The organism is Frigidibacter albus, assembly GCF_009908165.1.
GTDB classification, from domain to species: Bacteria; Pseudomonadota; Alphaproteobacteria; order Rhodobacterales; family Rhodobacteraceae; genus Frigidibacter; species Frigidibacter albus.
In genome coordinates this window covers 237,673-259,934 of the sequence record NZ_JAAAUC010000003.1, presented here as the reverse complement: position 1 = coordinate 259,934, position 22,262 = coordinate 237,673, and the positions used below count along the sequence as shown (strand labels likewise).

At 68.0% G+C, this 22,262-nt stretch carries 19 protein-coding genes; 15 read left to right on the top strand and 4 right to left on the bottom strand.

The features are described 5' to 3' along the window. Positions 1-60 precede the first annotated feature (60 nt). Entirely contained in the window at positions 61-462 is a 402-nt protein-coding gene (gene copM, locus GVY41_RS06215; RefSeq protein ID WP_202456074.1) for a CopM family metallochaperone, read from the top strand. A gap of 45 nt (positions 463-507) precedes the next feature. Here copM and GVY41_RS06210 read toward each other — a convergent pair whose 3' ends face one another. Together GVY41_RS06210 and GVY41_RS06205 are read right to left on the bottom strand one after the other, a co-directional pair. Then, complete coding sequence (locus GVY41_RS06210; RefSeq protein ID WP_161344345.1) at positions 508-2,817, bottom strand: Tex family protein; 2,310 nt, start codon at positions 2,815-2,817, stop codon at positions 508-510. Between the two features lie 76 nt (positions 2,818-2,893). Further along, a complete protein-coding gene (locus tag GVY41_RS06205) occupies positions 2,894-4,030 on the bottom strand; it encodes an SLC13 family permease (RefSeq protein ID WP_202456075.1) in 1,137 nt (378 codons plus the stop codon). A gap of 238 nt (positions 4,031-4,268) precedes the next feature. Here GVY41_RS06205 and GVY41_RS06200 point away from each other — a divergent pair, with 238 nt between their 5' ends. From GVY41_RS06200 to GVY41_RS06185, 4 genes are read left to right on the top strand one after another with little or no spacing between them, the layout of a single operon-like run. Next, on the top strand, positions 4,269-5,117 hold the full coding sequence (locus GVY41_RS06200) for a metal ABC transporter substrate-binding protein (RefSeq protein WP_229725970.1): 849 nt from the start codon (positions 4,269-4,271) through the stop codon (positions 5,115-5,117). Beyond that, positions 5,114-5,932 (top strand): manganese/iron ABC transporter ATP-binding protein, encoded by an 819-nt coding sequence (locus GVY41_RS06195; protein WP_161344349.1) that lies wholly within the window; start codon positions 5,114-5,116, stop codon positions 5,930-5,932. Before GVY41_RS06200 ends, GVY41_RS06195 begins: the two co-directional genes overlap by 4 nt. Next, a complete protein-coding gene (locus tag GVY41_RS06190; RefSeq protein WP_161344351.1) occupies positions 5,929-6,777 on the top strand; it encodes a metal ABC transporter permease in 849 nt (282 codons plus the stop codon). The genes GVY41_RS06195 and GVY41_RS06190 overlap by 4 nt, the downstream gene beginning before the upstream one ends. After that, positions 6,774-7,601 (top strand): metal ABC transporter permease, encoded by an 828-nt coding sequence (locus GVY41_RS06185; RefSeq protein WP_161344353.1) that lies wholly within the window; start codon positions 6,774-6,776, stop codon positions 7,599-7,601. Before GVY41_RS06190 ends, GVY41_RS06185 begins: the two co-directional genes overlap by 4 nt. Positions 7,602-7,604: 3 nt before the next feature. Here GVY41_RS06185 and GVY41_RS06180 read toward each other — a convergent pair whose 3' ends face one another. Continuing rightward, positions 7,605-8,339, bottom strand: coding sequence for an SDR family oxidoreductase (locus GVY41_RS06180; protein ID WP_161344355.1), 735 nt, complete (start codon positions 8,337-8,339; stop codon positions 7,605-7,607). A gap of 122 nt (positions 8,340-8,461) precedes the next feature. On the opposite strand from GVY41_RS06180, the gene GVY41_RS06175 reads away from it, so the two are divergent. From GVY41_RS06175 to GVY41_RS06135, 9 genes are all read left to right on the top strand, one after another. Then, positions 8,462-10,741: an FdhF/YdeP family oxidoreductase gene (locus GVY41_RS06175; RefSeq protein WP_161344357.1), complete on the top strand. Its 2,280-nt coding sequence runs from the start codon at positions 8,462-8,464 to the stop codon at positions 10,739-10,741. A 205-nt stretch (positions 10,742-10,946) separates the two neighbouring features. Further along, positions 10,947-12,542: an ABC transporter substrate-binding protein gene (locus GVY41_RS06170; protein ID WP_161344359.1), complete on the top strand. Its 1,596-nt coding sequence runs from the start codon at positions 10,947-10,949 to the stop codon at positions 12,540-12,542. Next, positions 12,542-13,600, top strand: coding sequence for an ABC transporter permease (locus GVY41_RS06165; RefSeq protein ID WP_161344361.1), 1,059 nt, complete (start codon positions 12,542-12,544; stop codon positions 13,598-13,600). Before GVY41_RS06170 ends, GVY41_RS06165 begins: the two co-directional genes overlap by 1 nt. Before the next feature lie 22 nt (positions 13,601-13,622). Further along, on the top strand, positions 13,623-14,537 hold the full coding sequence (locus GVY41_RS06160) for an ABC transporter permease (protein WP_161344363.1): 915 nt from the start codon (positions 13,623-13,625) through the stop codon (positions 14,535-14,537). Then, positions 14,534-15,367 carry an ABC transporter ATP-binding protein gene (locus GVY41_RS06155; RefSeq protein ID WP_161344365.1) on the top strand — a complete coding sequence of 278 codons (834 nt, stop codon included), beginning with the start codon at positions 14,534-14,536 and terminating at the stop codon, positions 15,365-15,367. The genes GVY41_RS06160 and GVY41_RS06155 overlap by 4 nt, the downstream gene beginning before the upstream one ends. Beyond that, positions 15,364-16,128, top strand: coding sequence for an ABC transporter ATP-binding protein (locus tag GVY41_RS06150; protein WP_161344367.1), 765 nt, complete (start codon positions 15,364-15,366; stop codon positions 16,126-16,128). Before GVY41_RS06155 ends, GVY41_RS06150 begins: the two co-directional genes overlap by 4 nt. Beyond that, positions 16,125-17,180: a dipeptidase gene (locus GVY41_RS06145; RefSeq protein ID WP_161344369.1), complete on the top strand. Its 1,056-nt coding sequence runs from the start codon at positions 16,125-16,127 to the stop codon at positions 17,178-17,180. Before GVY41_RS06150 ends, GVY41_RS06145 begins: the two co-directional genes overlap by 4 nt. 3 nt (positions 17,181-17,183) lie before the next feature. Further along, positions 17,184-18,386, top strand: a complete 1,203-nt coding sequence (locus GVY41_RS06140; protein ID WP_161344371.1) for a winged helix-turn-helix domain-containing protein — start codon at positions 17,184-17,186, stop codon at positions 18,384-18,386. 89 nt (positions 18,387-18,475) lie between these two features. Further along, positions 18,476-19,369 (top strand): DMT family transporter, encoded by an 894-nt coding sequence (locus tag GVY41_RS06135; RefSeq protein ID WP_170301124.1) that lies wholly within the window; start codon positions 18,476-18,478, stop codon positions 19,367-19,369. A 74-nt stretch (positions 19,370-19,443) separates the two neighbouring features. Here the strand turns inward: GVY41_RS06135 and GVY41_RS06130 are convergent, their stop codons facing one another. Continuing rightward, positions 19,444-20,085: an SDR family NAD(P)-dependent oxidoreductase gene (locus GVY41_RS06130; RefSeq protein WP_161344374.1), complete on the bottom strand. Its 642-nt coding sequence runs from the start codon at positions 20,083-20,085 to the stop codon at positions 19,444-19,446. Positions 20,086-20,641: 556 nt separating this feature from the next. Between GVY41_RS06130 and GVY41_RS06125 the strand changes: the two genes are divergently transcribed. Beyond that, positions 20,642-22,246 (top strand): 2-isopropylmalate synthase, encoded by a 1,605-nt coding sequence (locus tag GVY41_RS06125; RefSeq protein WP_161344376.1) that lies wholly within the window; start codon positions 20,642-20,644, stop codon positions 22,244-22,246. Positions 22,247-22,262: the final 16 nt, after the last annotated feature.

Here is a 22,262-nt window from a genome sequence, read left to right as displayed (position 1 = left end):
GAGTGGACGGGATGCACAGGGCCGGGGCAGTCTGCCCCCAACAACAGTGAGGACAGTCCGATGACCCGCCAAAATACCGCCCGCACCCTTCTGCGCGCCGCGCGCCTCAGCCCGCTGGCCTTCGCGCTGGCCTTCGGCGCCTATGCCCAGACGATGGACCACAGCAGCCACGGCGCCCCCGCCGCCAGCCAGACCGAGGCTGGACCGGCGCCCTGGGATGCAGGCTATGCAGCGGCGAATGCGAAGATGCATGAAGGGATGGCAGTCGCCCCCAGCGGCGATGCCGATGTGGATTTCATCCGCGGCATGATCCCCCACCACCAGGGCGCCATCGACATGGCCCGCGTGGTGCTGGAGCATGGCAGCGACCCCGAGGTGCGCAAGCTGGCGGAAGAGGTGATCGCGGCACAGGAAGCCGAGATCGCCTGGATGACAGAGTGGCTGGCGGCGCACGGCCAGTAGCGGCGCCCCAGGGCCGAGCGTGGGGGCAGTCCGCCCCCTTCCCCCTCATTTCTTGCGCATTGCATCCAGCAGCGCGGCGCCGAGGCCGCCTACCTCGCCGCCCCCCGCCTTCGACTCCGCCGCCTTCGGCCCACGCGGGACGGGCTTGGCGGATTGCGCCGGGCGCGGCTCCACCTGTGCCACCTCCTTGCGCATGGTCAGGCCGATGCGCTTCCTTGCCACATCCACCTCGGTCACCCGAACCTTGACCACGTCGCCGGCCTTGACCACCTCATGCGGGTCCTTGACGAAACGGTCGGCAAGCTGGCTGACATGCACCAGCCCATCCTGATGCACGCCGATATCGACGAAGGCGCCGAAGGCCGCGACATTGGTCACCGTGCCTTCCAGCAGCATTCCGGGCTTCAGGTCCTTGATGTCATCGACCCCGTCCGCAAAGGTCGCGGTCTTGAAGCCGGGGCGCGGGTCGCGGCCGGGCTTTTCCAGCTCGGCGAGGATGTCCTTCACAGTGGGCAGGCCGAAGCGGTCATCGACGAATTCCGCCGGCTCAAGCCGTTTCAAGGCGCTTGCATCCTTCATCACCTCGCTCAGACCCGTCCCACAGGCGGCGACGATGCGGCGGGCAAGGTCATAGGCCTCGGGGTGGACCGAGGAGGCATCGAGCGGCTCCTTGCCGTTCGGGATCCGCAGGAAGCCCGCCGCCTGCTCGAAAGCCTTCGCCCCCAGCCGCGCCACCTTCAGCAGGGCGCGGCGGGTGGCGAAGGGTCCGTTGGCGTCGCGGTGCCCGACGATGGCCTCGGCCAGCGAGGCGCCAAGGCCCGAGACCCGCGCCAGCAGCGGCGCCGAGGCGGTGTTCACGTCCACCCCCACCGCGTTCACCGCATCCTCCACCACCGCCTCCAGTGACCGGCCAAGGCGGTGCTGGTCCACGTCATGCTGGTATTGGCCGACGCCGATGCTTTTGGGCTCGATCTTCACCAGCTCGGCCAGCGGGTCCTGCAAGCGCCGGGCGATGGAGACCGCGCCGCGCAGCGACACGTCCAGATCCGGGAACTCCTTGGCCGCCAGCTCGGAGGCGGAATAAACCGAGGCGCCGGCTTCGGACACGATCACCTTGGTCGGCTTCGGGCCCGAGGGCAGCTTTGCCAGCAGGTCCGCCACCAGCTTTTCGCTCTCGCGGCTGGCAGTGCCGTTGCCGATGGCGATCAGTTCCACCCCATGCTTGCGGATCAGCATGGCAAGCTCGGCCTGTGCGCCGCGCAGGTCGTTCTTCGGCTGAAACGGATAGACGGTCGAGGTCGCCAGCACCTTGCCGGTGGCGTCGATCACCGCGATCTTGCAGCCGGTGCGGATGCCCGGATCGAGGCCAAGCACCGCCTTGCCGCCCGCCGGGGCCGCCAGCAGCAGGTCCTTGAGGTTGCGGGCGAAGACGCGGATCGCCTCGGCCTCGGACCGCTCGCGCAGGTCGGTCATCAGGTCGAGCGACAGCGAGGTGCGCAGCTTGACCCGCCAGGCCCAGCCCGCCACCTGCCCCAGCCACAGATCGCCGGGCAGCTGGCCGCCCGCGTTCAGCGCGCCGCGCACGATGGCCTCGGCCGGGCTGGTGCCGGGGGCGGCATCGGCGTCGATCTCCAGATCCAGCGACAGCACACCCTCGTTGCGCCCGCGCAGCATCGCCAGCGCCCGGTGGCTAGGGGCGGTGGCCCAGCTTTCGGAATGGGCGAAGTAGTCCGAGAACTTGGCGCCTTCGGTCTGCTTGCCCTCCACCACCCGCGCCGACAGCACCGCGACCTTCTGCATATGGGCGCGCAGCCGGCCCAGAAGGCCCGCATCCTCGGCCAGCCCCTCGGCGATGATGTCGCGCGCGCCCTCCAGCGCGGCCTTGGTGTCGGGCACCGCCTCGGTCACATAGCCCGCCGCCAGCGCGGCCGGATCGGCGCGCCGGTCCTGCAAGATCGCCTCGGCCAGCGGACCGAGCCCGTTCTCGCGGGCGATCATCGCGCGGGTGCGGCGCTTGGGCTTGTAAGGCAGGTAGAGGTCTTCCAGCTCGGCCTTGGTCACGGCGCCGGCGATGCCCTTTTCCAGATCGGCCGTCAGTTTGCCCTGACCGCTGATCGATTCGCGGATCGCGGCGCGGCGGGCCTCCAGCTCACGCAGATAGACCAGCCGCTCGGCCAGGGTGCGCAGCTGCGTGTCATCCAGCCCGCCGGTCACTTCCTTGCGGTAGCGGGCGATGAACGGCACCGTCGCGCCGCCATCCAGCAGGGTGATGGCCTGCGCCACCTGATCGGCGCGGGCGCCGATTTCACCGGCGATGAGAAGCGGAATGCGGCGGGTCGGGTCGGGTGCGGTCATGGCGGTCAGCTTCCTGTCTGCGGGACCCGGACCATAGCGGCCCGGGCGCCGCGCGCCAATGGGGTGCGCCTGTCGTCTAGCTTGCGAGCAAGAGCGCGCCGACAGCGAAGCTGAGCGCGAACATCGGCAGCGACCATAGGTGGAACTGCCGCCACAGCCCCGGCTCGCGCACCAGCCGCAGGGCGATCAGGTTGGCGAGCGAGCCGATGGCGAGGCCGAAGCCGCCGACGCTGACGCCCCAGGCCAGCGCGCGCCAATCGTCGGTGAAGGGCGCGAGAAAGATCGCGGCGGGCACGTTCGACATGGCTTGCGACAGCAGCGCGCCCACCGCAAAGACCCCGCCGGGCAGCGCCATCGCCGCGGGCATCGCGGCGGCGATGGCGGGCAGCTGGCCCAGCAGGCCAAGATTGACGAACATCAGCACGAAGACCAGCAGCAGCGGCCAGTCCAGCCAGCGCAGAACCGACCGGAAGGCGATGGCGTAGAGCGCGATGACAGCCCCGGCGGCGGGGATGGCCAGCCCAGCATTCACCAGTAGCAGGAACACGGGGTAGGCGGCCAGCGAGACGCCCATCAACCGCGGCCGCAGCGGCATCGACGCGGTCGGCTCGGCCAGGGTCAGCCGCCGCGCGCCCACGGCCACGGGGACCAGCGCCAGCAAGATCGCCAGCATGGCCGCGCCAAGCGGCAGCATCGCCAGCACGAACTCGCCGAACCCCGCGCCCGAGACCTGCCAAAGGAACAGGTTCTGCGGGTTGCCCACCGGCGAGACGGCGGAGCCCGCGTTGACCGCCAGCGCCTGCAGGATCACCAGCCGCCCCAGCGGCAGCGGCACCAGCCGCGACAGCGCCAGTGTCAGCGGCACGGTGACGAACAGCGCCACGTCATTGGTCACGATGGCCGACAGCACCGCGGCGAACAGCACCAGCGCCGCCGCCAGCCCCCTCTCTGTCCGCAGCCCGCGCAGGGCGGCGCGGCCGGCGCGGTCGATCACCCCGCTGACCTCCAGCCCGCGGCTGAGCACCATCAGACCGGCCAGCGCGCCGATGGTCTTCCAGTCCACCAGCGCTGCGAGGGCGGACGGGCGCGTGGGCACCTGCCAGAGCAGTAGCGGCAAGAGGGCGAGCAGGAGCAGCAGCAGCCACTCCTCGCGCATCCAACGAACGAGATTTGATTGGGTTCTGCCGTCTGGCGAGGTGGTGGGGCTGGTCAAGATGCGGGATCCTCAAGGCAGTGAGCGCTGACTAGCACAGGCGCGTGGCATGCAAAATGCATCCGCAGCTTGTGGCGGCAGGGCACATCACTCTTTTGCGACTAATTTGCAGTTGCATTTCTGCGCAAGCAGCCTACCTTGTTGAGAACGACTCTCAACAAAGGGGATGACGATGCCGGGACGGACGCAAGATGCACGGATCAGAAGGCGCAGGGTGGCCGGGGCGCTGACTGCGCTGATGCTGCTGGCGGCCCCGGCGCTTGCCCAAGACAAGTTCAAGGCCGTCACCACCTTCACCGTCATTGCCGACATTGCCGCCAACGTGGCGGGGGACGCGGCCGAGGTCACCTCGATCACCAAGCCGGGGGCCGAGATCCACAATTACCAGCCCACCCCTGGCGACATCATCGCGGCGCAGGATGCCGACCTGATCCTGTGGAACGGGCTGAACCTTGAACAATGGTTCGAGCGATTCTTCCGCAACCTGCCCGACGTGCCCGGAATCGTCGTGTCCGAGGGCGTGGAGCCGATGGGCATCGCCGACGGCCCCTACGAGGGCAAGCCCAACCCCCATGCCTGGATGAGCCCGGACGGCGCGATGATCTACGTCGACAATATCCGCGATGCCTTCATGGAACATGACCCGGCGAATGCCGAGATCTACAAGGCCAATGCCGAGGCCTACAAGGCCGAGATCATGGCCGCGGTCGGGCCGATCCGCGCGCAGCTGGAAGCCATCCCCGAAGACCGGCGCTGGCTGGTCACCAGCGAAGGCGCGTTCAGCTATCTTGCCCGCGATTTCGGGCTGCAGGAGCTGTATCTGTGGCCGATCAACTCCGACCAGCAGGGCACGCCCCAGCAGGTGCGCCGGGTGATCGACGCGGTGAGGGAGCACGACATCCCGGCGGTGTTCAGCGAAAGCACGGTCCCGGCCGATGGCGCAGAACAGGTGGCGCGGGAAACCGGGGCGGCCTATGGCGGGGTGCTGTATGTCGACTCGCTCAGCGGGCCTGACGGGCCGGTGCCGACCTATATCGACCTGCTGCGGGTCACGTCCGAAACCATTGCCAAGGGGCTTGCCCGATGACCGCACCGGCGCTCAGCCTTGCCGGCAGCGCGCCGGTGACCTCCACCCCCGGCATTTCCGTGCGCGGCCTGACGGTGACCTATCGCAATGGCCATACCGCGCTGCGGGGTGCCGCCTTCACCCTGCCGACCGGCAGCATCACCGGGCTTCTGGGGGTGAACGGCGGTGGCAAATCCACGATGTTCAAGGCGATCATGGGCTTCGTGCGCCCCTCGGCGGGTGAGGTGAAGATCCTCGGCCTGCCCGCCCCGCAGGCGCTGAAGCGCAACCTTGTCGCCTATGTCCCGCAGGCCGAAGAGGTGGACTGGACCTTCCCGGTGCTGGTCGAGGATGTGGTGATGATGGGCCGCTTTGGCCATATGGGCTTCTTCCGCCGCTCCCGTCCTGCCGACCGCGAGGCGGTGTCTGCGGCGCTGGCGCGGGTGGGAATGGAGGATTTCCGGTTGCGGCAGATCGGCGAGCTGTCGGGCGGCCAGCGCAAGCGGGTGTTCCTCGCGCGGGCGCTGGCGCAGGAGGCGCGGGTGATCTTGCTCGACGAGCCCTTCACCGGCGTCGATGTGCAGACCGAAGCCGCCATCGTGACGCTGCTGAAAGAGCTACGCGCCGAGGGGCGGGTGATGCTGGTCGCCACCCATGACCTTGCCGCGGTGCCCGAGTTCTGCGACCGCATCGTGCTGGTGCGCGGCACGGTGCTGGCCGAGGGGCCGACGGAACAGGTCTTCACCCGCGCCAACCTCGAGGACACCTTCGGCGGCGCGCTGCGCAATCTGGCCTTTGCCGCCGATATACCCGCCAAGACCGGGGCGCGCGCATGAGCGTTCTGCTTGAACCCTTCAGCTATGGCTACATGGTCAACGCCATCTGGGTCTCCGCTCTGGTCGGGGGCCTTTGCGCGTTCCTGTCGGCTTTCCTGATGCTGCGCGGCTGGTCGCTGATCGGGGACGCGCTGTCGCACGCCATCGTGCCGGGCGTGGCGGGGGCCTGGATGCTGGGCCTGCCCTTCGCCTTTGGCGCCTTCCTGTCAGGCGGGCTGGCGGCGGCGGCGATGCTGGTGCTGAACCAGCGCACCCGGCTGAAGGAGGATGCGATCATCGGGCTGATCTTCTCCAGCTTCTTCGGGCTGGGGCTGTTCATGATTTCCGTCTCGCCGGTGCCGGTGAATGTGCAGACGATCATCATGGGCAATGTGCTGGCGATCACCCCCGCAGATACGGCGCAGCTGGCGATCATCGGCGTGGTGTCGCTGGCGATCCTCGGCGCCAAGTGGAAGGACCTGATGGTGACCTTCTTCGACGAGGCCCATGCCCGAAGCGTCGGCCTGAACCCGGTCCTGCTGCGGGGCGTCTTCTTCACGCTGCTGGCGGCGGCGACGGTGGCGGCGATGCAGACGGTGGGGGCGTTCCTGGTGATCGCGCTGGTGGTGACGCCGGGGGCGACCGCGTACCTTTTGACCGACCGCTTTGCGGTGCTGCTGCGCCTCTCGGTCGCCATCGGCACGCTGACCTGCGCGGCGGGCGCCTATGCCAGCTACTTCCTCGATGCGGCCACCGGCGGCATCATCGTGCTGGCGCAGACAGGGCTGTTTCTGCTGGCCTTCGTCTTCGGCCCCAAGCACGGGCTGATCGCCGCCCGGCGGCGCAGTGCGGAGGCCGCGGCATGATGGACCTGATCGCCGCCTTCCAGTTGCCCTTCTTGCAAAACGCCCTGCTGGGTGCCGTGCTGGTCGCGGTGCCGACGGCGCTGCTGTCGTGCTTTCTGGTGCTCAAGGGCTGGTCGCTGATGGGCGATGCCGTCTCCCATGCGGTCTTCCCCGGCGTGGTGCTCGCCTGGATGGCGGGGCTGCCGCTGGCCGTTGGCGCGTTCACCGCCGGCATGGCCTGCGCGCTGGCGACCGGGTTCATCAAAGAGCGCAGCCGGGTCAAGCAGGACACGGTGATGGGCGTGGTCTTCTCGGGCATGTTCGCTTTGGGGCTGGTGCTCTACTCGCAGGTGCAGACGGAATTGCACCTCGACCACATCCTCTTCGGCGACATTCAGGGCCTTGCCGCCGCCGACCTGTGGCAGACCGGGATCATCGGTCTGGTGGTCACACTGATCCTGCTGGCGAAATGGCGCGAGTTCCTGCTGCATGCCTTTGATCCCGCCCAGGCGCGGGCGGTGGGGCTGCGGGTGGGGCTGCTGCATTACGGGCTGCTGGCGCTGCTGTCGGCCACCATCGTCGGCGCGCTGTCGGCGGCGGGGGTGATCCTGGCCGTGGCGCTGCTGATCGCGCCGGGGGCGACGGCCTTCCTGCTGACGCGCAGCTTTGGCGCCATGATGGTGGTCTCGGTCGCGGTGGCGCTGGTGTCCTCCATCGGCGGGGTGGTGCTGAGCGTGGCGCTGGACAGTGCCCCCGCCCCGACCATCGTGCTGTTGATGACGGCCGCCTTTGCCGGCGCCTTTGCCCATGCCACGCTGAAGGCCCGCCGCCTCGGCGCGGCCTGACGCTCAGATGTCGCGCAGGTCCGTCACCGGCGACGCGCCAAAGGCCGGTCCGATGAGATGCGCCACCAGCCGGCGGGCGCAGTCCTCGGGGCTCGCCAGCCCGCCGCTTTCCTTCAGCCCCACGAACCTCTCGCGCAGCGTGAACTGCGCCTCGGTGGTGGCGCGGATCGCGGCCTGCATGTCGGTGTCGATCACTCCGGGCGCGAGGCTTTCGATTCGCAGGCCGGGGCGCTTGTCCTCGGCCACGGCGCGGCCGTGATGGTCGAGCGCGGCCTTGGTGGCACAGTAGAGGCTCCACCCGGCATAGGCGTTGCGGGCGGCCCCGCTGGAGACATGGAGGATGCGGCGGTCGTCAGCGCCTTCGGTTACAGCAATCAGCGCATCGGCGAGCATCAACGGCGCGGTCACGTTCAGCGCGACGGCACGGGCAATGGCGGAGGGGTCGAGCGTGCCTGCCGGGCCGATCGGCTCTACCATGCCGGCATTGTTGACCAGCAGCACCGGCCCCGCCCCGCCCAGATGCGCCCCGAGGCCGGGCAGCCATTCCGCCAGCGCCACCGGATCCGCCAGATCCAGCGCCACCTCGGTCAATCTACCCGGATGGGCCGCAGCCAGCGCCGGATTGCCCTTCCGCGCCAGCCCCAGAACCTTCGCGCCCCGCGTCAGAAGCTCTGCGGCAATGGCCGCGCCGAGGCCACGCGAGTGGCCGGTGACGATGGCGGTGATCTGCTCGGGCATGGGCGCTGTCCTGTACGGTTCGCGCCCAGACCGCCAGCAAACCCCGCTGAGGTCAATCCTTGCCGGAACGCATCACCGCCGCCCCGCGTTGGCCCGCAAGGCACAGCGCGAGGCACAGGACGATGAAGACTGGCGACGAGACCCGGCAGCGTGAGGATACCCCCTTCTACGACCATCCCACCGGCGGCTGGGGCTCGCTGGTCAGCGTCGCGCGCTGGCTGCTGGACGGGCGCCCCACGCCCGGGGTCATCGACACCCTGCGGGTGCAGAACAAGCCCGGCGGCCATATGTGCACCTCTTGCGCCTGGGCCAAGCCGCCGAACCCGCATCTGGCCGAGTTCTGCGAGAACGGCGCCAAGGCCACGATCTGGGACCTGACCCGCGACCGCTGCACGCCCGAGTTCTTTGCGCAGCACAGCGTCACCGAATTGCAGGGCTGGTCCGACCACGACCTCGAGCGCACCGGCCGCCTGACCCACCCGATGCGCTATGACGCCTCCACCGACCATTATGTGCCGACCACTTGGGACGAGGCCTTCGCGGGCATCGGCACAAGCCTGAATGCGCTCGACCCCAAGTCCGTCGCCTTCTACGCCTCGGGCCGGGCGAGCCTCGAGACCTCATACCTCTACCAGCTGTTCGCCCGGGTCTATGGCCACAACAACCTGCCCGACAGTTCCAACATGTGCCATGAGACCACCAGCGTGGCGCTGAAATCCGCCATCGGCTCGCCGGTTGGCACCTGCGTGCTGTCCGACTTCGAGCATTGCGAGATGATCCTGTTCTTCGGCCAGAACACCGGGTCCAACAGCCCGCGCTTCCTGCACCCGCTGCAAGAGGCGGTGCGGCGCGGCTGCAAGATAGTCACCTTCAATCCCGTGCGCGAGCGCGGGCTGATCGAGTTCACCAGCCCGCAGGAAGCCATCCCGATGCTGACCGGCGGCAGCACCCCGATTTCCAGCACCTACCTGCAGGTCCGCCCCGGCGGCGACATCGCGGCTATTGCCGGCCTGTGCAAGCACTTGTTTGCGCTGGACGACACGGCCGGGAACGTCATCGACCGCGGCTTCGTCGCCGAGCATACCGACGGTTTCGCCAGCTTCGAGGCACGGGTCCGCGCCACCGGCTGGGACGAGATCGAGGCGACCTCGGGCCTGATCCGAGCCGATCTGGAGGCGGTTGCCCGGATGTATGCCCGAAGCCCGCGCAGCATCGGCATCTATGGCATGGGGCTGACGCAGCATGTGCATGGCTCGCAAAGCGTGCAGATGCTGGTGAACCTTCTGCTGATGCGCGGCAATATCGGGCGGCCGGGCACCGGCATCTCGCCGGTGCGCGGGCACTCCAACGTGCAGGGCCAGCGCACCGTGGGCATATCGGAAAAGCCGGATCTGGTGCCGCTGGACCGGCTGGCCGATCTGTTCGGGTTCGAGCCGCCGCGGGACGAGGGCCGCACCACGGTGAAGGTCGTCGAAGGGCTGCTGGACGGGTCGGTCCGCGGCTTCGTCAGCCTTGGCGGCAACTTCGCCCGCGCGATCCCCGATCAGGGGCGCAGCGACGGCACGTGGGCGGGGCTGGCACTGAACGTGCAGATCGCGACCAAGCTCAACCGCTCGCATGTGCTGGTGGGCGATGGGGCCTGGCTGCTGCCCTGCCTTGTACGGGCCGAGGAAGACCTGCAGGCCAGCGGGCCGCAGACAGTGACGATGGAGGACAGCCTGAGCCATATCCATGGGTCGGTCGGGCGGCGGGCGCCGGCATCGGATCAGCTGCTGTCGGAAACCGCCATCGTGGCGGGGCTGGCCAAGGCGACGCTGGCGCCGAATCCGCGGCTGGCCTGGGACGACTGGGTGGGCGACTATGCCCTGATCCGGGACCTGATCGAGGCGACCTATCCCGAAGAGTTCAAGGATTTCAACGCCCGCATGTTCACCCCGGGCGGTTTCTACCGCGGCAATCCGGCGCGCGAGCGGCAGTGGAAGACCAAATCCGGCAAGGCCGAATTCACGACTCCCACCGTGCTGAGCGCGCTAGGTGCCGAACCCGGCGAGGCGGTGTTCACGCTTGTCACCCTGCGCTCCAACGACCAGTTCAACACCACGATCTACGGCTTCCGCGACCGGCTGCGCAGGCTGGAGGGCGACCGGATGATCGTGCTGATGAACCCCGGCGAGATGGCCCGCGCCGGGCTGCATGAGGGCCAGCGCGTCACGCTGGTCTCGGCGGTCGAGGATGGGACGACCCGTGCCCTGCCCGGACTGCGCGTCACCGGCTATGACCTGCCCGATGGCTGCGTCGGTGCCTATTATCCCGAGGCCAACCCGCTTGTGCCGCTCGATTGGCATGACGTCGAGTCCCTGACCCCCGCCTACAAGGGCGCGCCGGTGCGGGTCATCGCATAGGCTCTCGGGCGCCGCGTTCCTCCGCTGCCGAAGCTTCGGGCAGTCCGGCGCGGCTTCCCCGACGGCGCGGCGGATTGCCGCAAAATGCGGCAGATCGCCGGGCCGCGGGTCTTGACTTCGTTTTTTACCAAGCGGTTAATCGTCCCTGTGCCGCCCGACGTCCTGAAGGTCGCGGGGACGAGCCAGTCCAACAGAGGATGCATCCATGTTCCATAAGACGAAGTGGCTCGCCGCCACGGTTGCGAGCTTTACCGCCGTCGCCGCGCCGACAGCCTGGGCAGAGACGCCTGCCGATACGCTGATCATGGCCTGGTCGATCGATGACGTCATCTCGCTCGACCCCGCCGAACTTTTCGAATTCACCGCCGGCGAGATCGCTGGGAACAGCTATGAAACGCTGATCGGCTATGATCCGATGAACGTGTCGGACATTAGCGGCAAGATCGCGGAGAGCTGGGAGGTTTCCGAGGACGGCAAGACGCTGACCTTCAAGATCAAGGAAGGCCGCAGCTTCGCCAGCGGCAACCCGATCACCGCCGCCGATGCCGTCTATTCGCTGACCCGCGCCGTGAAGATGGACATGTCGCCCGCGTTCATCCTCACGCAGTTCGGCTTCACCGCCGACAACGTCGACCAGATGATCCGCCAGACCGGCGACTATACCTTCGAATTCGAGATGGATCAGGCCTATGCGCCCACTCTGGTGCTGTATTGCCTGACCGCCAACGTCGCGTCGGTCGTCGACATGAAGCTGGTGCAGGAGAATGAGGTCGATGGCGATTTCGGCTATAACTGGCTGAAGACCGGCTATGCCGGGTCGGGCCCGTTCAGCATCCGTGAATGGCGCGCCAACGAAGTTGTGGTGATGGAGCGCAACGCGAACTATTCGGGCGATGCGCCGGCCATGGCCCGCGTCATCTACCGCCACATCCCCGAACCTGCCACCCAGCGGATCTTGCTGGAGCAGGGCGATATCGACATTGCCCGCGACCTTGGCCCCGATGAAATCACCGCGATGTCGTCGAACCCCGATCTGGTGGTCGAGGATGGCGTCAAGGGCTCGATCTACTACATGGGCCTGAACCAGAAGAACGAGTTCCTCTCCAAGCCTGAAGTGGCCGAGGCGATGAAATGGCTGGTGGATTACGAGACCATCGCCGACACGCTGATGAAGGGCCGCGTCACCGTTCACCAGGCCTTCCTGCCCAAGGGCTTCCTGGGTGTGCTGGAAGACAACCCCTACAGCCTGAACGTCGAGAAGGCCAAGGAACTGCTGGCCGAGGCCGGGCTGCCCGACGGGTTCACCGTCACCATGGACACCCGCAACACCCCCGAGGTCACCAGCCTTGCCGAGGCGATCCAGGGCACGATGGCGCAAGCCGGCATCACGCTGGAACTGATCCCGGGCGACGGTGGCCAGACCCTGACCAAGTACCGCGCCCGCAGCCATGACATCTATATCGGCCAGTGGGGCCCGGACTATCAGGACCCCCATACCAACGCCGATACCTTCGCGCGCAACCCCGACAACTCGGATGATGCCGCGTCCAAGCCGCTGGCCTGGCGCAATTCGTGGGACATCCCGGAAATGACCGCCAAGGCCGATGCCGCCGTGCTGGAAGCAGACGCGGACAAGCGCGCCGAGATGTATATCGAGCTGCAGAAGGAACATCAGGCCACCTCGCCCTTCGTCATCATGTTCCAGGAGATCGAGGTGATGGCGCATCGCAACAACGTCAGCGGCTTCGTGATCGGGCCGTCGTTCAGCGACAACTCCTACGCCATGGTCACCAAAGACTGATGGCGACCGCAATCAAGACCGGAGGGCGCAGCCGCGCCCTCCCCTTCGCATGGAAGGCCGCCAAGCTGCTTGCTTCGGTCGCGCTGACCTTTCTGGGCCTGCTGTTCGTCACCTTCCTGATCGGGCGCGTCGTGCCCGTCGATCCGGTGCTGTCGGTGGTGGGCGACCGCGCCAGCCAGAGCGTCTATGACCGGGTCTATATCGAACTGGGGCTCGACAAGCCGCTGATCCAGCAATTCTGGATCTACCTGCAAAAGGTCTTCACCGGCGATTTTGGCGACAGCTTCCTGACCAAGCGTCCGATCATGGACGATATCCTGCGCGTGTTCCCGGCGACGCTGGAGCTGGCCACCTTCGGCGTGATCCTCGGCACCATCCTTGGCGTGCCGCTGGGGGTGCTGGCGGCCGTCAAGCAGGGCCGGCTGGCCGATCAGGTGGTGCGCGTCGTCGGCCTCATCGGCTATTCCGCGCCGATCTTCTGGCTGGGCCTGCTGGGCCTTCTGATCTTCTACGCCAAGCTGGGCTGGGTCGCCGGGCCGGGCCGCATCGACATCAGCTTCGAATATGACATCACCCCCGCCACCGGCCTTCTGCTGCTCGACTCTGCGATGCAGGGCAAATGGGCGGCATTCCGCAACATCTTCTCGCATATCATCCTGCCCGCCTCGCTTCTGGGCTATTTCTCGATGGCCTATATCAGCCGGATGACCCGCAGCTTCATGCTGAACGAACTGGCGCAGGAATATGTCATCGCCGCCCGCGTCAAGGGCGTGCCGGAATGGCGGATCATCTGGGTCCATGCGCTGCGCAATGCCGCGGTGCCGCTGGTGACGGTGATTGCCCTGTCCTACGCCGGGCTGCTGGAAGGCTCGGTGCTGACCGAGACCGTCTTTGCCTGGCCCGGCCTTGGCCAATACCTGACCAACAGCCTGCAGAACGCCGACATGAACGCCGTGCTTGGCGGCACGCTGGTGATCGGCGTGGTCTTTGTCGGGCTGAACCTGCTGTCCGACCTTCTCTACACCCTCCTCGACCCTCGTGTGAGGCGTCGCGGATGAGGCCCAGAATCCGGAGGCGCGCATGACCGCCACACTCTCCCGCCGCGAATGGCTGCTGTCCGAACAGCCCGCCTCGCGCCGTCAGGCCCGTCTGGGCCAAACCTACCGCACCTGGCTGGCACTGCGCGCCAACCCGCTGGCGATGATCGGGCTTGCCATCGTGGTGGTGCTGATCGTCGTCGCGCTGCTGGCCAATGTGATCGCGCCCTATGACCCGATCGTCGGTGGTGATCTGCGCACGGAACGGCTGCTGCCGCCCTCGCTGACCCATCTGATGGGCACCGATGAACAGGCGCGCGACATCTTCTCGCGCATCGTCCACGGCTCGCGGATCACGCTGATGGTGGTGGCGCTGGTCGCGGTGATCGCCACGCCCATCGGGCTCTTGGTCGGCACCACCGCGGGCTATTTCGGCGGCTGGGTCGATACCGTGCTGATGCGCGTGACCGACATCTTCCTGGCCTTCCCGCGGCTGATCCTGGCGCTGGCCTTCGTGGCGGCGCTTGGGCCGGGGATCGAGAATGCGATCATCGCCATCGCGATCACCTCCTGGCCGCCCTATGCGCGCCTTGCCCGGGCCGAGACGCTGACGATCCGTGACACCGATTACATCAACGCGATCCGCCTGCAGGGCGCCCGCCCGGTGCGGATCATCTGGGGGCATGTGGTGCCGCTGTGCCTGTCCTCGGTCATCATCCGGGTGACGCTGGACATGGCCGGCATCATCCTGACCGCGGCAGGCCTTGGCTTCCTGGGCCTTGGCGCGCAGCCGCCCCAGCCCGAATGGGGCGCGATGATTGCCGGCGGCCGGCGGTTCATCATCGACCAGTGGTGGGTGGTGACGATGCCGGGCCTTGCCATCTTCGTGGTTTCGCTGGGGTTCAACTTCCTTGGCGACGGCCTGCGCGACGTCCTTGACCCGAAAGCCCGCAAATGAGCGCCCTTCTGACCGTCGAAGACCTGCGCATCACCTTCCCGACGCGGCAGGGCCCGTCCGAGGTGGTGCGCGGCGTCAGCTTCACCCTGGGCCGCGAACGGCTTGGCATCGTCGGCGAAAGCGGATCGGGCAAGTCGCAGACCGGCCGCGCCCTGCTGGGCCTGACTCCGCCGCCCGGCACCGCCACCGCCAAACGGCTGGACTTCGACGGGATCGACCTGCGCAATGCCAGCCCGAAGCAATGGCGCGCCCTGCGCGGCGGGCGGATGTCGATGGTGATGCAGGATCCCAAGTTCAGCCTGAACCCGGTGATGACCATCGGCCGCCAGATCATGGAGGCGCTGGCCTTCCATGGCCGGTCCAGCCGCGCCGAGAAGAAGGCGCGCGCGATGGCGATGCTGGAGGCGGTGCAGATCCGCGACCCCGAACGGGTGTTCCGCGCCTATCCGCACGAGCTGTCGGGCGGCATGGGCCAGCGGGCGATGATCGCCATGATGCTGGTGACCGAGCCTGACCTGCTGATCGCCGACGAGCCGACCAGCGCGCTCGATGTGACCGTGCAGATCGAGGTGCTGCGCATCCTCGATGCGCTGGTGAAGGATCGCGGCATGGGGCTGATCTTCATCAGCCACGACCTGCGCCTTGTCGCCAGCTTCTGCGACCGGGTGCTGGTGATGTATGCCGGCCGGGTGGTCGAGGAGCTGAAAGCGTCCGAGCTGGACCGCGCCCAGCATCCCTATACGCAAGGATTGATGAACTGCCTGCCCAAGATCGACAACGACACGCGCCCCCTGCCCACCATGACCCGCGACGCGAGTTGGGCGCTATGAGCGCGCTGCTGGAGATCCGGAACCTGCATGTCACCTTCGGCGCGGGCCCCGATGCGGTGCAGGCGGTGCGCGGCGTCACGCTGCAGGTGGCCGAGGGCGAGAGCTATGGCATCGTCGGCGAAAGCGGCTCGGGCAAATCCACCGTGCTGCGGGCGATCTGCGGGCTGGCGCCGACCAGCTCGGGCAGCATCCTTTTGGGCGGCACCGAGCTGACAGCCCCGCGCCGGGCCGAGTTCTACCGCCGGGTGCAGATGGTGTTCCAGGACCCCTACGCCTCGCTCCATCCCCGCCACACCGTCGACCGGGTGCTGTCGGAGCCGCTGGCGATCCACGGGTTTACCGACCGCGAGGCGCGGGTGGAACGGGCGCTGACCGATGTCGGCCTTGGCCCCTCGTTCCGCTTCCGCTATCCGCATCAGCTGTCGGGCGGCCAGCGCCAGCGCGTCGCCGTGGCCCGGGCGCTGATCCTCGAACCCCGGGTGCTGCTGCTGGACGAGCCGACAAGCGCCCTCGACGCCTCGATCCAGGCCGAGGTGCTGAACCTCCTGGACCGGCTGCGCAGCGAACGCGGGCTGACCTATGTGATGGTCAGCCATGACCTCGCCGTCGTGGCGCATATGTGCGACCGGCTGATGGTGATGCAGCACGGCCAGGCGGTCGAGGAACTGACCCGGGAGGCGCTGCGCGCCCATGCCGCCACCACCGATTACACAAGCCAACTCCTCACCGCCTCGCACGGATACACGAAAGCCGCATCATGACCCTGACCCCCGTTTTCGATGGCCATAACGACTTCCTTCTGCGCCTGTTGCGCGACCCTGCGAACCGCGAGGCGATCTGGCTGACGGGGGAAGGCAAGGGCCATCTCGACCTGCCGCGGATGAAGGCGGGCGGGTTCGTGGGCGGGTTCTTTGCCGTCTACATCCCCTCGCCCAAGGCGCATGACTCGCCGGACTATGAGGCGGTGATGAACAATCCGCCCTATGACCTGCCGCTGCCGGACCTGATCGGCGATGCGGCGGCGCAGCCGGTGGCGATGGCGATGGCGGGGCATCTGATGTGGATGGAGCGGACGGGCGCGCTGGCGATCTGCCGCAGCACCGCCGATATCCGCGCCGCGATGGACGCGGGCAAGATCGCCGCGATCCTGCATATGGAGGGCGCCGAGGCGATCGGCGAGGATCTGGACGCGCTGCATGTCTGGCACGCGGCGGGGCTGCGCAGCCTCGGCCCGGTCTGGTCGCGCCCCACGGTCTTTGGCCATGGCGTGCCCTTCCGCTTTCCGGGGGCCCCCGATACCGGCCCGGGACTGACCGAGGCGGGCAAGCGGCTGGTGGCCGAGTGCAACGCCCTGAAGATCATGCTCGACCTCAGCCACCTGAACGAGGCCGGCTTCAACGATGTGGCGGCGCTGTCGGATGCGCCGCTGGTCGCCACCCATTCCAACGCCCATGCCGTCACCCGGTCCACCCGCAACCTGACCGACCGGCAGCTGCGGATGATTGCCGAGAGCCGCGGCATGGTCGGGCTGAACTACGCCACCTCGTTCCTGCGCGAGGATGGCAAGCAAAGCGCCGATATCGGCTGGGAGCCGGTGCTCAAGCACATGGACCATCTGCTGTCGGTGGTGGGGGAAGACCACCTCGGGCTCGGGTCGGATTTCGACGGCGCCACCATTCCGCAAGGGATCGGCGATGTGGCCGGCCTGCCGCATCTGCTGGAGGCGTTCCGCGCGCATGGCTATGGCGAGGCGCTGATCGAAAAGCTGGCCTGGAAGAACTGGCTGGCGGTGCTGGACCGGACCTGGGGCTGAGGCATGACGCCCGTCCTGCGCAACACGGATGCGCGGCGGCTGTTCCTGCACCGCCACGCGCTGGCGGACCCCGCCGCGGGCCCGGCCAAGGGCGACGACCTGCTGGCGCTGATCGAGCGACTGGGCTTCGTGCAGGTCGACAGCGTCAACACGGTGGAGCGGGCGCATCACATGATCCTGTGGTCGCGCCGCCCCGCCTACCGGCCGGAAAACCTGCGCCCCCTGCTGGAGAAGCGCCGCGACCTCTTCGAGCATTGGACCCATGACGCGGCGGTGATCCCGACGGCGTTCCTGCCCCACTGGCGGCTGCGCTTCCTGCGCGACGAGGCGCGGATACGTGAGCGGTATCGCAGCTGGCAAGGGCCGGAATTCGAGGCGCGGCTGGCGGATATTCTGGCGCATATCACCGCGAACGGCCCCGTCGCCAGCGGCGAGGTCAGCCTTGGCGAGGAGCGCCCCCAGGGCGAGGGGCCGGGCTGGTGGAACTGGCATCCCTCCAAGACCGCGCTGGAATTTCTGTGGCGGACCGGGCGGTTGGCCGTGTGCCGACGCGAGAATTTCGCCAAGGTCTATGATCTGGCCGAGCGGGTCTATCCCGAGGCGGCGGACCTGCCCGAGGCCGAGACCATCGACTGGGCCTGCAACGCCGCGCTGGACCGGCTGGGCTTTGCCACCTCGGGCGAGATCGCGGCGTTCTGGGCCAAGGTGACGCCGGCGGAGGCAAGGGCCTGGTGTGCGGCAGCGCTGGCGCGGGGGCAGATCGAGGAGATCGCGGTGGAGGGCGCGGACGGGGCACTGCGCCGCTGTTTCGCGCGGCCGGGGGTGGTGGGCGAGGCGGCGGGCCTGCCCGAGGCACCGGCGCGGCTGCGGGTGCTGTCACCCTTCGACCCGGCGTTGCGGGACCGGGCGCGGGCAGAGCGGCTGTTCGGCTTTCACTACCGGATCGAGATTTTCGTGCCCGAGGCGCAGCGGCGCTATGGATATTACGTGTTCCCGCTGCTGGAGGGAGACCGGCTGGTCGGGCGCATCGACGCGCGGGCGAAACGGGCCGAGGGGCAGTTGCAGGTGGCGGCCTTATGGCCTGAAACCGGGGTGCGGTTCGGGCGGCAGAGGCTGGCGCGGCTGGAGGCGGAGTTGGCGCGGCTGGCGCGGTTTTCCGGTTGCGACTCGGTGACTTACGCGCCCGGATGGCTGCGCGAGGGCTGATCCCGACATGGGCACGGCGCGGGCGGGATAGACGGGTTTTCCGGCGGCGTTAAGGCTGCCCGGAATGATCCCCTTGGAGTGCCCCGCAGATGCAGCCAGTGACCTACCGGGCCGGGATCGGCCTTGTCGTGCTGGCGGGGATCTTGTGGTCGCTGATGGGGCTGATCATCCGGCTGATCGACGAGGCGAATACCTGGCAGGTGCTGTTCTGGCGGTCCGCCGGAATGGTGCCGGTGCTGTTCTGGGTGCTGTCGCGCAGGTCGGGCGGGGCGCGGTTTGCGCGTTTGAAATCAAGCGGTTGGGCGGGGGCGATTGCGGCGGCGGGGCTGGTCGCGGCCTTTGCCGGGGCGATCTATGCGTTGCAGGCGACGACGGTGGCCAATGCCATTTTCCTCTATTCCGCGGCGTCCCTCTTCACCGCGATCCTGGCCTGGCCGGTGCTGAAAGAGCCTGTGCAGCCGGCGACCTGGGTGGCTATCGCCTTGGCATCTCTGGGTATTTTCGTGATGGTGCGCGAGGGGCTGGCGATTGGCGCAGGCGACGGCAACATCGCGGCGCTGGTGTCGGCGGCGGGGTTCTCGGCCTTCACGCTGGCGGTGCGCCATGCGCGGGCGCTGGACCTTGCCTCGGGCGTGTTTCTGGGCGGGCTGGCCTCGATGGCCGTTGCGGCAATTGTGCTGTGGGGCCAAGGGGATAGCGTGCTAGTTCCGGCGCGGGATGCGCTGATCGCGATGGCGATGGGGGCGCTGGTTCTGGGGTTCGGGATGGCCTGCTACACCGCCGGAAGCCGGGCGGTTCCGGCTGGCGAGCTGGCGTTGCTGGGGCTGATCGAGGTGCTGCTGGCACCGCTCTGGGTCTGGGCCCTGCTGGGGGAAACAGCGAGTGCGGGCACCTTTGCGGGCGGCGCGCTGCTGCTGGCGGCGATCACCGGCAATGCGCTGTGGCTGTCGCGGCGGCGGGGTGTGGGAGCCGTCCAGGCCTGATCCGGGCTATGCAGAACCCATACAGAATCCATGCGGATATCGTATGTAAAGTGAAGGACTCGGGAATTGCGCCCTCACCACGGCACCGTCGCGCCTGAGTAGTCGAAGAACCCGCCCGATTGGGCCGGGGTCAGCCCGTCCAGCACCGCCAGCAGATCGGCGGCGGCGCGGGCGGGGCTGTGCTTGTCATGGCCGTAGCCCTCGGTGAAGGGCGTGGCCACCGTGCCGGGGTGCAGGGCGGCGACGATGGCCTGCGGGTGGCTGCGCGCGATCTCTATCGCCGCGCCGTGCAGCAGCTGGTTCAGCGCGGCCTTGGAGGCGCGGTAGGAATGCCAGCCGCCGAGGGAATTGTCGCCGATGGAGCCGACCCGGGCCGAGAGCGCGGCAAAGACGCAGCGGCGGTCGCGTGGCATCAGGCGGAGGGCGTGTTTCAGCACCAGCGCCGGGCCGAGGGCGTTGATGGCCACTTGCGAGAGCAGTTCCCCGGCGGTCAGGCTGCGCAGGGCCTTTTCCGGCGTGCCGAGGGCGCCGGTGGCGGTGAAGATCAGGTCGAAGGTGCCACTGAGGGCGCCGAGGTGTTCGGCGACCGAGGCCTCGTCGGTGATCTCGAGTCCGTGGGTGGTGCGGGAGAGGGCGACGACCTCGCCGCGGGTGGCGAGGGATTTGGCGAGGGCGGCGCCGATACCGCCCGAGGCGCCGATGACCAGTGACCGCATGTGCTGTGCTCCCCGTTTGCAGGTTTTACGCGGGGGGGTGGGGCGTGGATCATTGCCGGAAGGGTCAGGTCGGGCGGGATCAGGCGAGGCACTGCCTCGCCCCGCCCGCTGCGGGACATATGCGCCCGGAGCCGCTGGCATCCCGAGACCGATTGAGGACAGCGCCCGACCTGGTGGGCGAGAAGCGCCCGCCAGAGGCGGGGCGGGCGCTGGCCGGGTCCTTTGGGGGCCCGTCCGGTGCAAGAGGCGAGGTCTGCGAGTGGCGAAGGCGCTGGCCTTCGCCAAGGCCAGCGGAGTGGGGGTGCCTGACCTGCGGCCCCGCCACGGAAAAGCCAGCCACGCAGAACCCCCCTTTTCCTTTCCCGAAATCCCCCTATAGTCCATCGCATGGCACGGGACATGCACATCACCTCGACCCCTTGCGCGATCCGCGCCCTGCTTCCCCGCGCCCTGCTGCTTCTTAGCCGCCTCTGAGCGTGCCTTTCGGCGCGACCGCTCGGAGGTGACAAGCGCCGGACCCAGAGACAGAAGCAGACTGATCCGAGAGAGATTTCCCATGACCGAGACCACCAATCCCCCCGCGCCGGGCGCTGTCGCCGCCGCTGACCGCGTCCTGATCTTCGACACCACCCTGCGCGATGGCGAGCAATCCCCCGGCGCCACCATGAGCCATGCCGAGAAGCTGGAGATCGCCACCCTGCTGGACGAGATGGGGGTGGATATTATCGAGGCCGGCTTCCCCATCGCCTCGGAAGGCGACTTCGCTGCCGTGTCCGAGATTGCCAAGGCCGCGAAAAACTCCGTCATCTGCGGTCTGGCCCGCGCCAATGACAAGGATATCGACCGCTGCTGGGAGGCGATCCGCCACGCCCGCCAGCCGCGCATCCATACCTTCATCGGCACCTCGCCGCTGCACCGCGACATCACCAAGCTGAGCCAGGACGACATGGTGACGCGGATCCATGAGACGGTGACCCGCGCCCGCAACCTGTGCGACAACGTGCAATGGTCGCCGATGGATGCGACGCGGACCGAGCATGACTATTTGTGCCGGGTGGTGGAGGCCGCGATCAAGGCCGGGGCCAGCACCATCAACATCCCCGACACGGTGGGTTACACCGCGCCCCGCGAAAGCGCCGCGCTGATCCGCATGTTGCTGGAACGGGTGCCGGGCGCCGATGGCGTGATCTTCGCCACCCATTGCCACAACGATCTGGGCATGGCGACGGCGAACAGTCTGGCGGCGGTGGAGGCCGGGGCGCGGCAGATCGAATGCACGATCAACGGCCTCGGGGAGCGCGCCGGCAATACCGCGCTGGAAGAGGTGGTGATGGCGCTGAAGGTGCGGCAGGACATCATGCCCTACAGCACCGGCATCGACACCACCAAGATCATGAACCTGTCGCGCCGCGTCAGCCAGGTGTCGGGCTTTGCGGTGCAGTTCAACAAGGCCATCGTCGGCAAGAATGCCTTCCTGCATGAAAGCGGCATCCATCAGGATGGGGTGCTGAAGAATGTCGAGACCTTCGAGATCATGCGCCCGGCCGATATCGGCATCACCGAGACCAATATCGCCATGGGCAAGCATTCGGGGCGCGCTGCCCTGCGCTCCAAGCTGTCGGATCTGGGGCATGAGCTGGCCGACAACCAGCTGAACGACGTGTTCGTGCGCTTCAAGGCGCTGGCCGACCGCAAGAAGGAGATCTACGACGAGGATCTGATCGCGCTGATGGCCGACAGTGCCGCCAATACCGACAGCGACTACCTGCAGGTGAAGTTCCTGCGCGTGGTCTGCGGCACCGAGGGCCCGCAAACGGCAGAGTTGCGGATGCTGGTCGGGGAGGAGGAGCTGTCCGCCGCCACCACCGGCGACGGGCCGGTCGATGCGGCGTTCAAGGCGGTGCGGACCCTCTTCCCGCATGAGGCGCGGTTGCAGCTGTACCAGGTCCATGCGGTGACCGAGGGCACCGACGCGCAGGCCACGGTCAGCGTGCGGATGGAGGAGAACGGCCGCATCGTCACCGGCTCGGCGGCCGATACCGACACGATTCTGGCCAGCGTCAAGGCCTATGTCGGCGCGCTGAACCGGCTGCGGGTGCGGCGCGAGAAGTCGGCGCCCGATGCCGATGTGAAGGCCGTCAGCTACCGTTCGGCGGGCTAAGGGCCCATCACAAGCG

Excerpts from the sequence above, each read along its gene's own strand:
- copM (WP_202456074.1), top strand. The coding sequence starts at position 61 with ATGACCCGCCAAAATACCGCCCGCACCCTTCTGCGCGCCGCGCGCCTC.
- GVY41_RS06135 (WP_170301124.1), top strand. The coding sequence starts at position 18,476 with ATGCAGCCAGTGACCTACCGGGCCGGGATCGGCCTTGTCGTGCTGGCG.
- GVY41_RS06185 (WP_161344353.1), top strand. The coding sequence starts at position 6,774 with ATGATGGACCTGATCGCCGCCTTCCAGTTGCCCTTCTTGCAAAACGCC.
- GVY41_RS06165 (WP_161344361.1), top strand. The coding sequence starts at position 12,542 with ATGGCGACCGCAATCAAGACCGGAGGGCGCAGCCGCGCCCTCCCCTTC.
- GVY41_RS06175 (WP_161344357.1), top strand. The coding sequence starts at position 8,462 with ATGAAGACTGGCGACGAGACCCGGCAGCGTGAGGATACCCCCTTCTAC.
- GVY41_RS06170 (WP_161344359.1), top strand. The coding sequence starts at position 10,947 with ATGTTCCATAAGACGAAGTGGCTCGCCGCCACGGTTGCGAGCTTTACC.
- GVY41_RS06190 (WP_161344351.1), top strand. The coding sequence starts at position 5,929 with ATGAGCGTTCTGCTTGAACCCTTCAGCTATGGCTACATGGTCAACGCC.
- GVY41_RS06130 (WP_161344374.1), bottom strand. The coding sequence starts at position 20,085 with ATGCGGTCACTGGTCATCGGCGCCTCGGGCGGTATCGGCGCCGCCCTC.
- GVY41_RS06160 (WP_161344363.1), top strand. The coding sequence starts at position 13,623 with ATGACCGCCACACTCTCCCGCCGCGAATGGCTGCTGTCCGAACAGCCC.
- GVY41_RS06150 (WP_161344367.1), top strand. The coding sequence starts at position 15,364 with ATGAGCGCGCTGCTGGAGATCCGGAACCTGCATGTCACCTTCGGCGCG.
- GVY41_RS06200 (WP_229725970.1), top strand. The coding sequence starts at position 4,269 with ATGCTGCTGGCGGCCCCGGCGCTTGCCCAAGACAAGTTCAAGGCCGTC.
- GVY41_RS06195 (WP_161344349.1), top strand. The coding sequence starts at position 5,114 with ATGACCGCACCGGCGCTCAGCCTTGCCGGCAGCGCGCCGGTGACCTCC.
- GVY41_RS06125 (WP_161344376.1), top strand. The coding sequence starts at position 20,642 with ATGACCGAGACCACCAATCCCCCCGCGCCGGGCGCTGTCGCCGCCGCT.
- GVY41_RS06210 (WP_161344345.1), bottom strand. The coding sequence starts at position 2,817 with ATGACCGCACCCGACCCGACCCGCCGCATTCCGCTTCTCATCGCCGGT.
- GVY41_RS06155 (WP_161344365.1), top strand. The coding sequence starts at position 14,534 with ATGAGCGCCCTTCTGACCGTCGAAGACCTGCGCATCACCTTCCCGACG.
- GVY41_RS06140 (WP_161344371.1), top strand. The coding sequence starts at position 17,184 with ATGACGCCCGTCCTGCGCAACACGGATGCGCGGCGGCTGTTCCTGCAC.
- GVY41_RS06145 (WP_161344369.1), top strand. The coding sequence starts at position 16,125 with ATGACCCTGACCCCCGTTTTCGATGGCCATAACGACTTCCTTCTGCGC.
- GVY41_RS06180 (WP_161344355.1), bottom strand. The coding sequence starts at position 8,339 with ATGCCCGAGCAGATCACCGCCATCGTCACCGGCCACTCGCGTGGCCTC.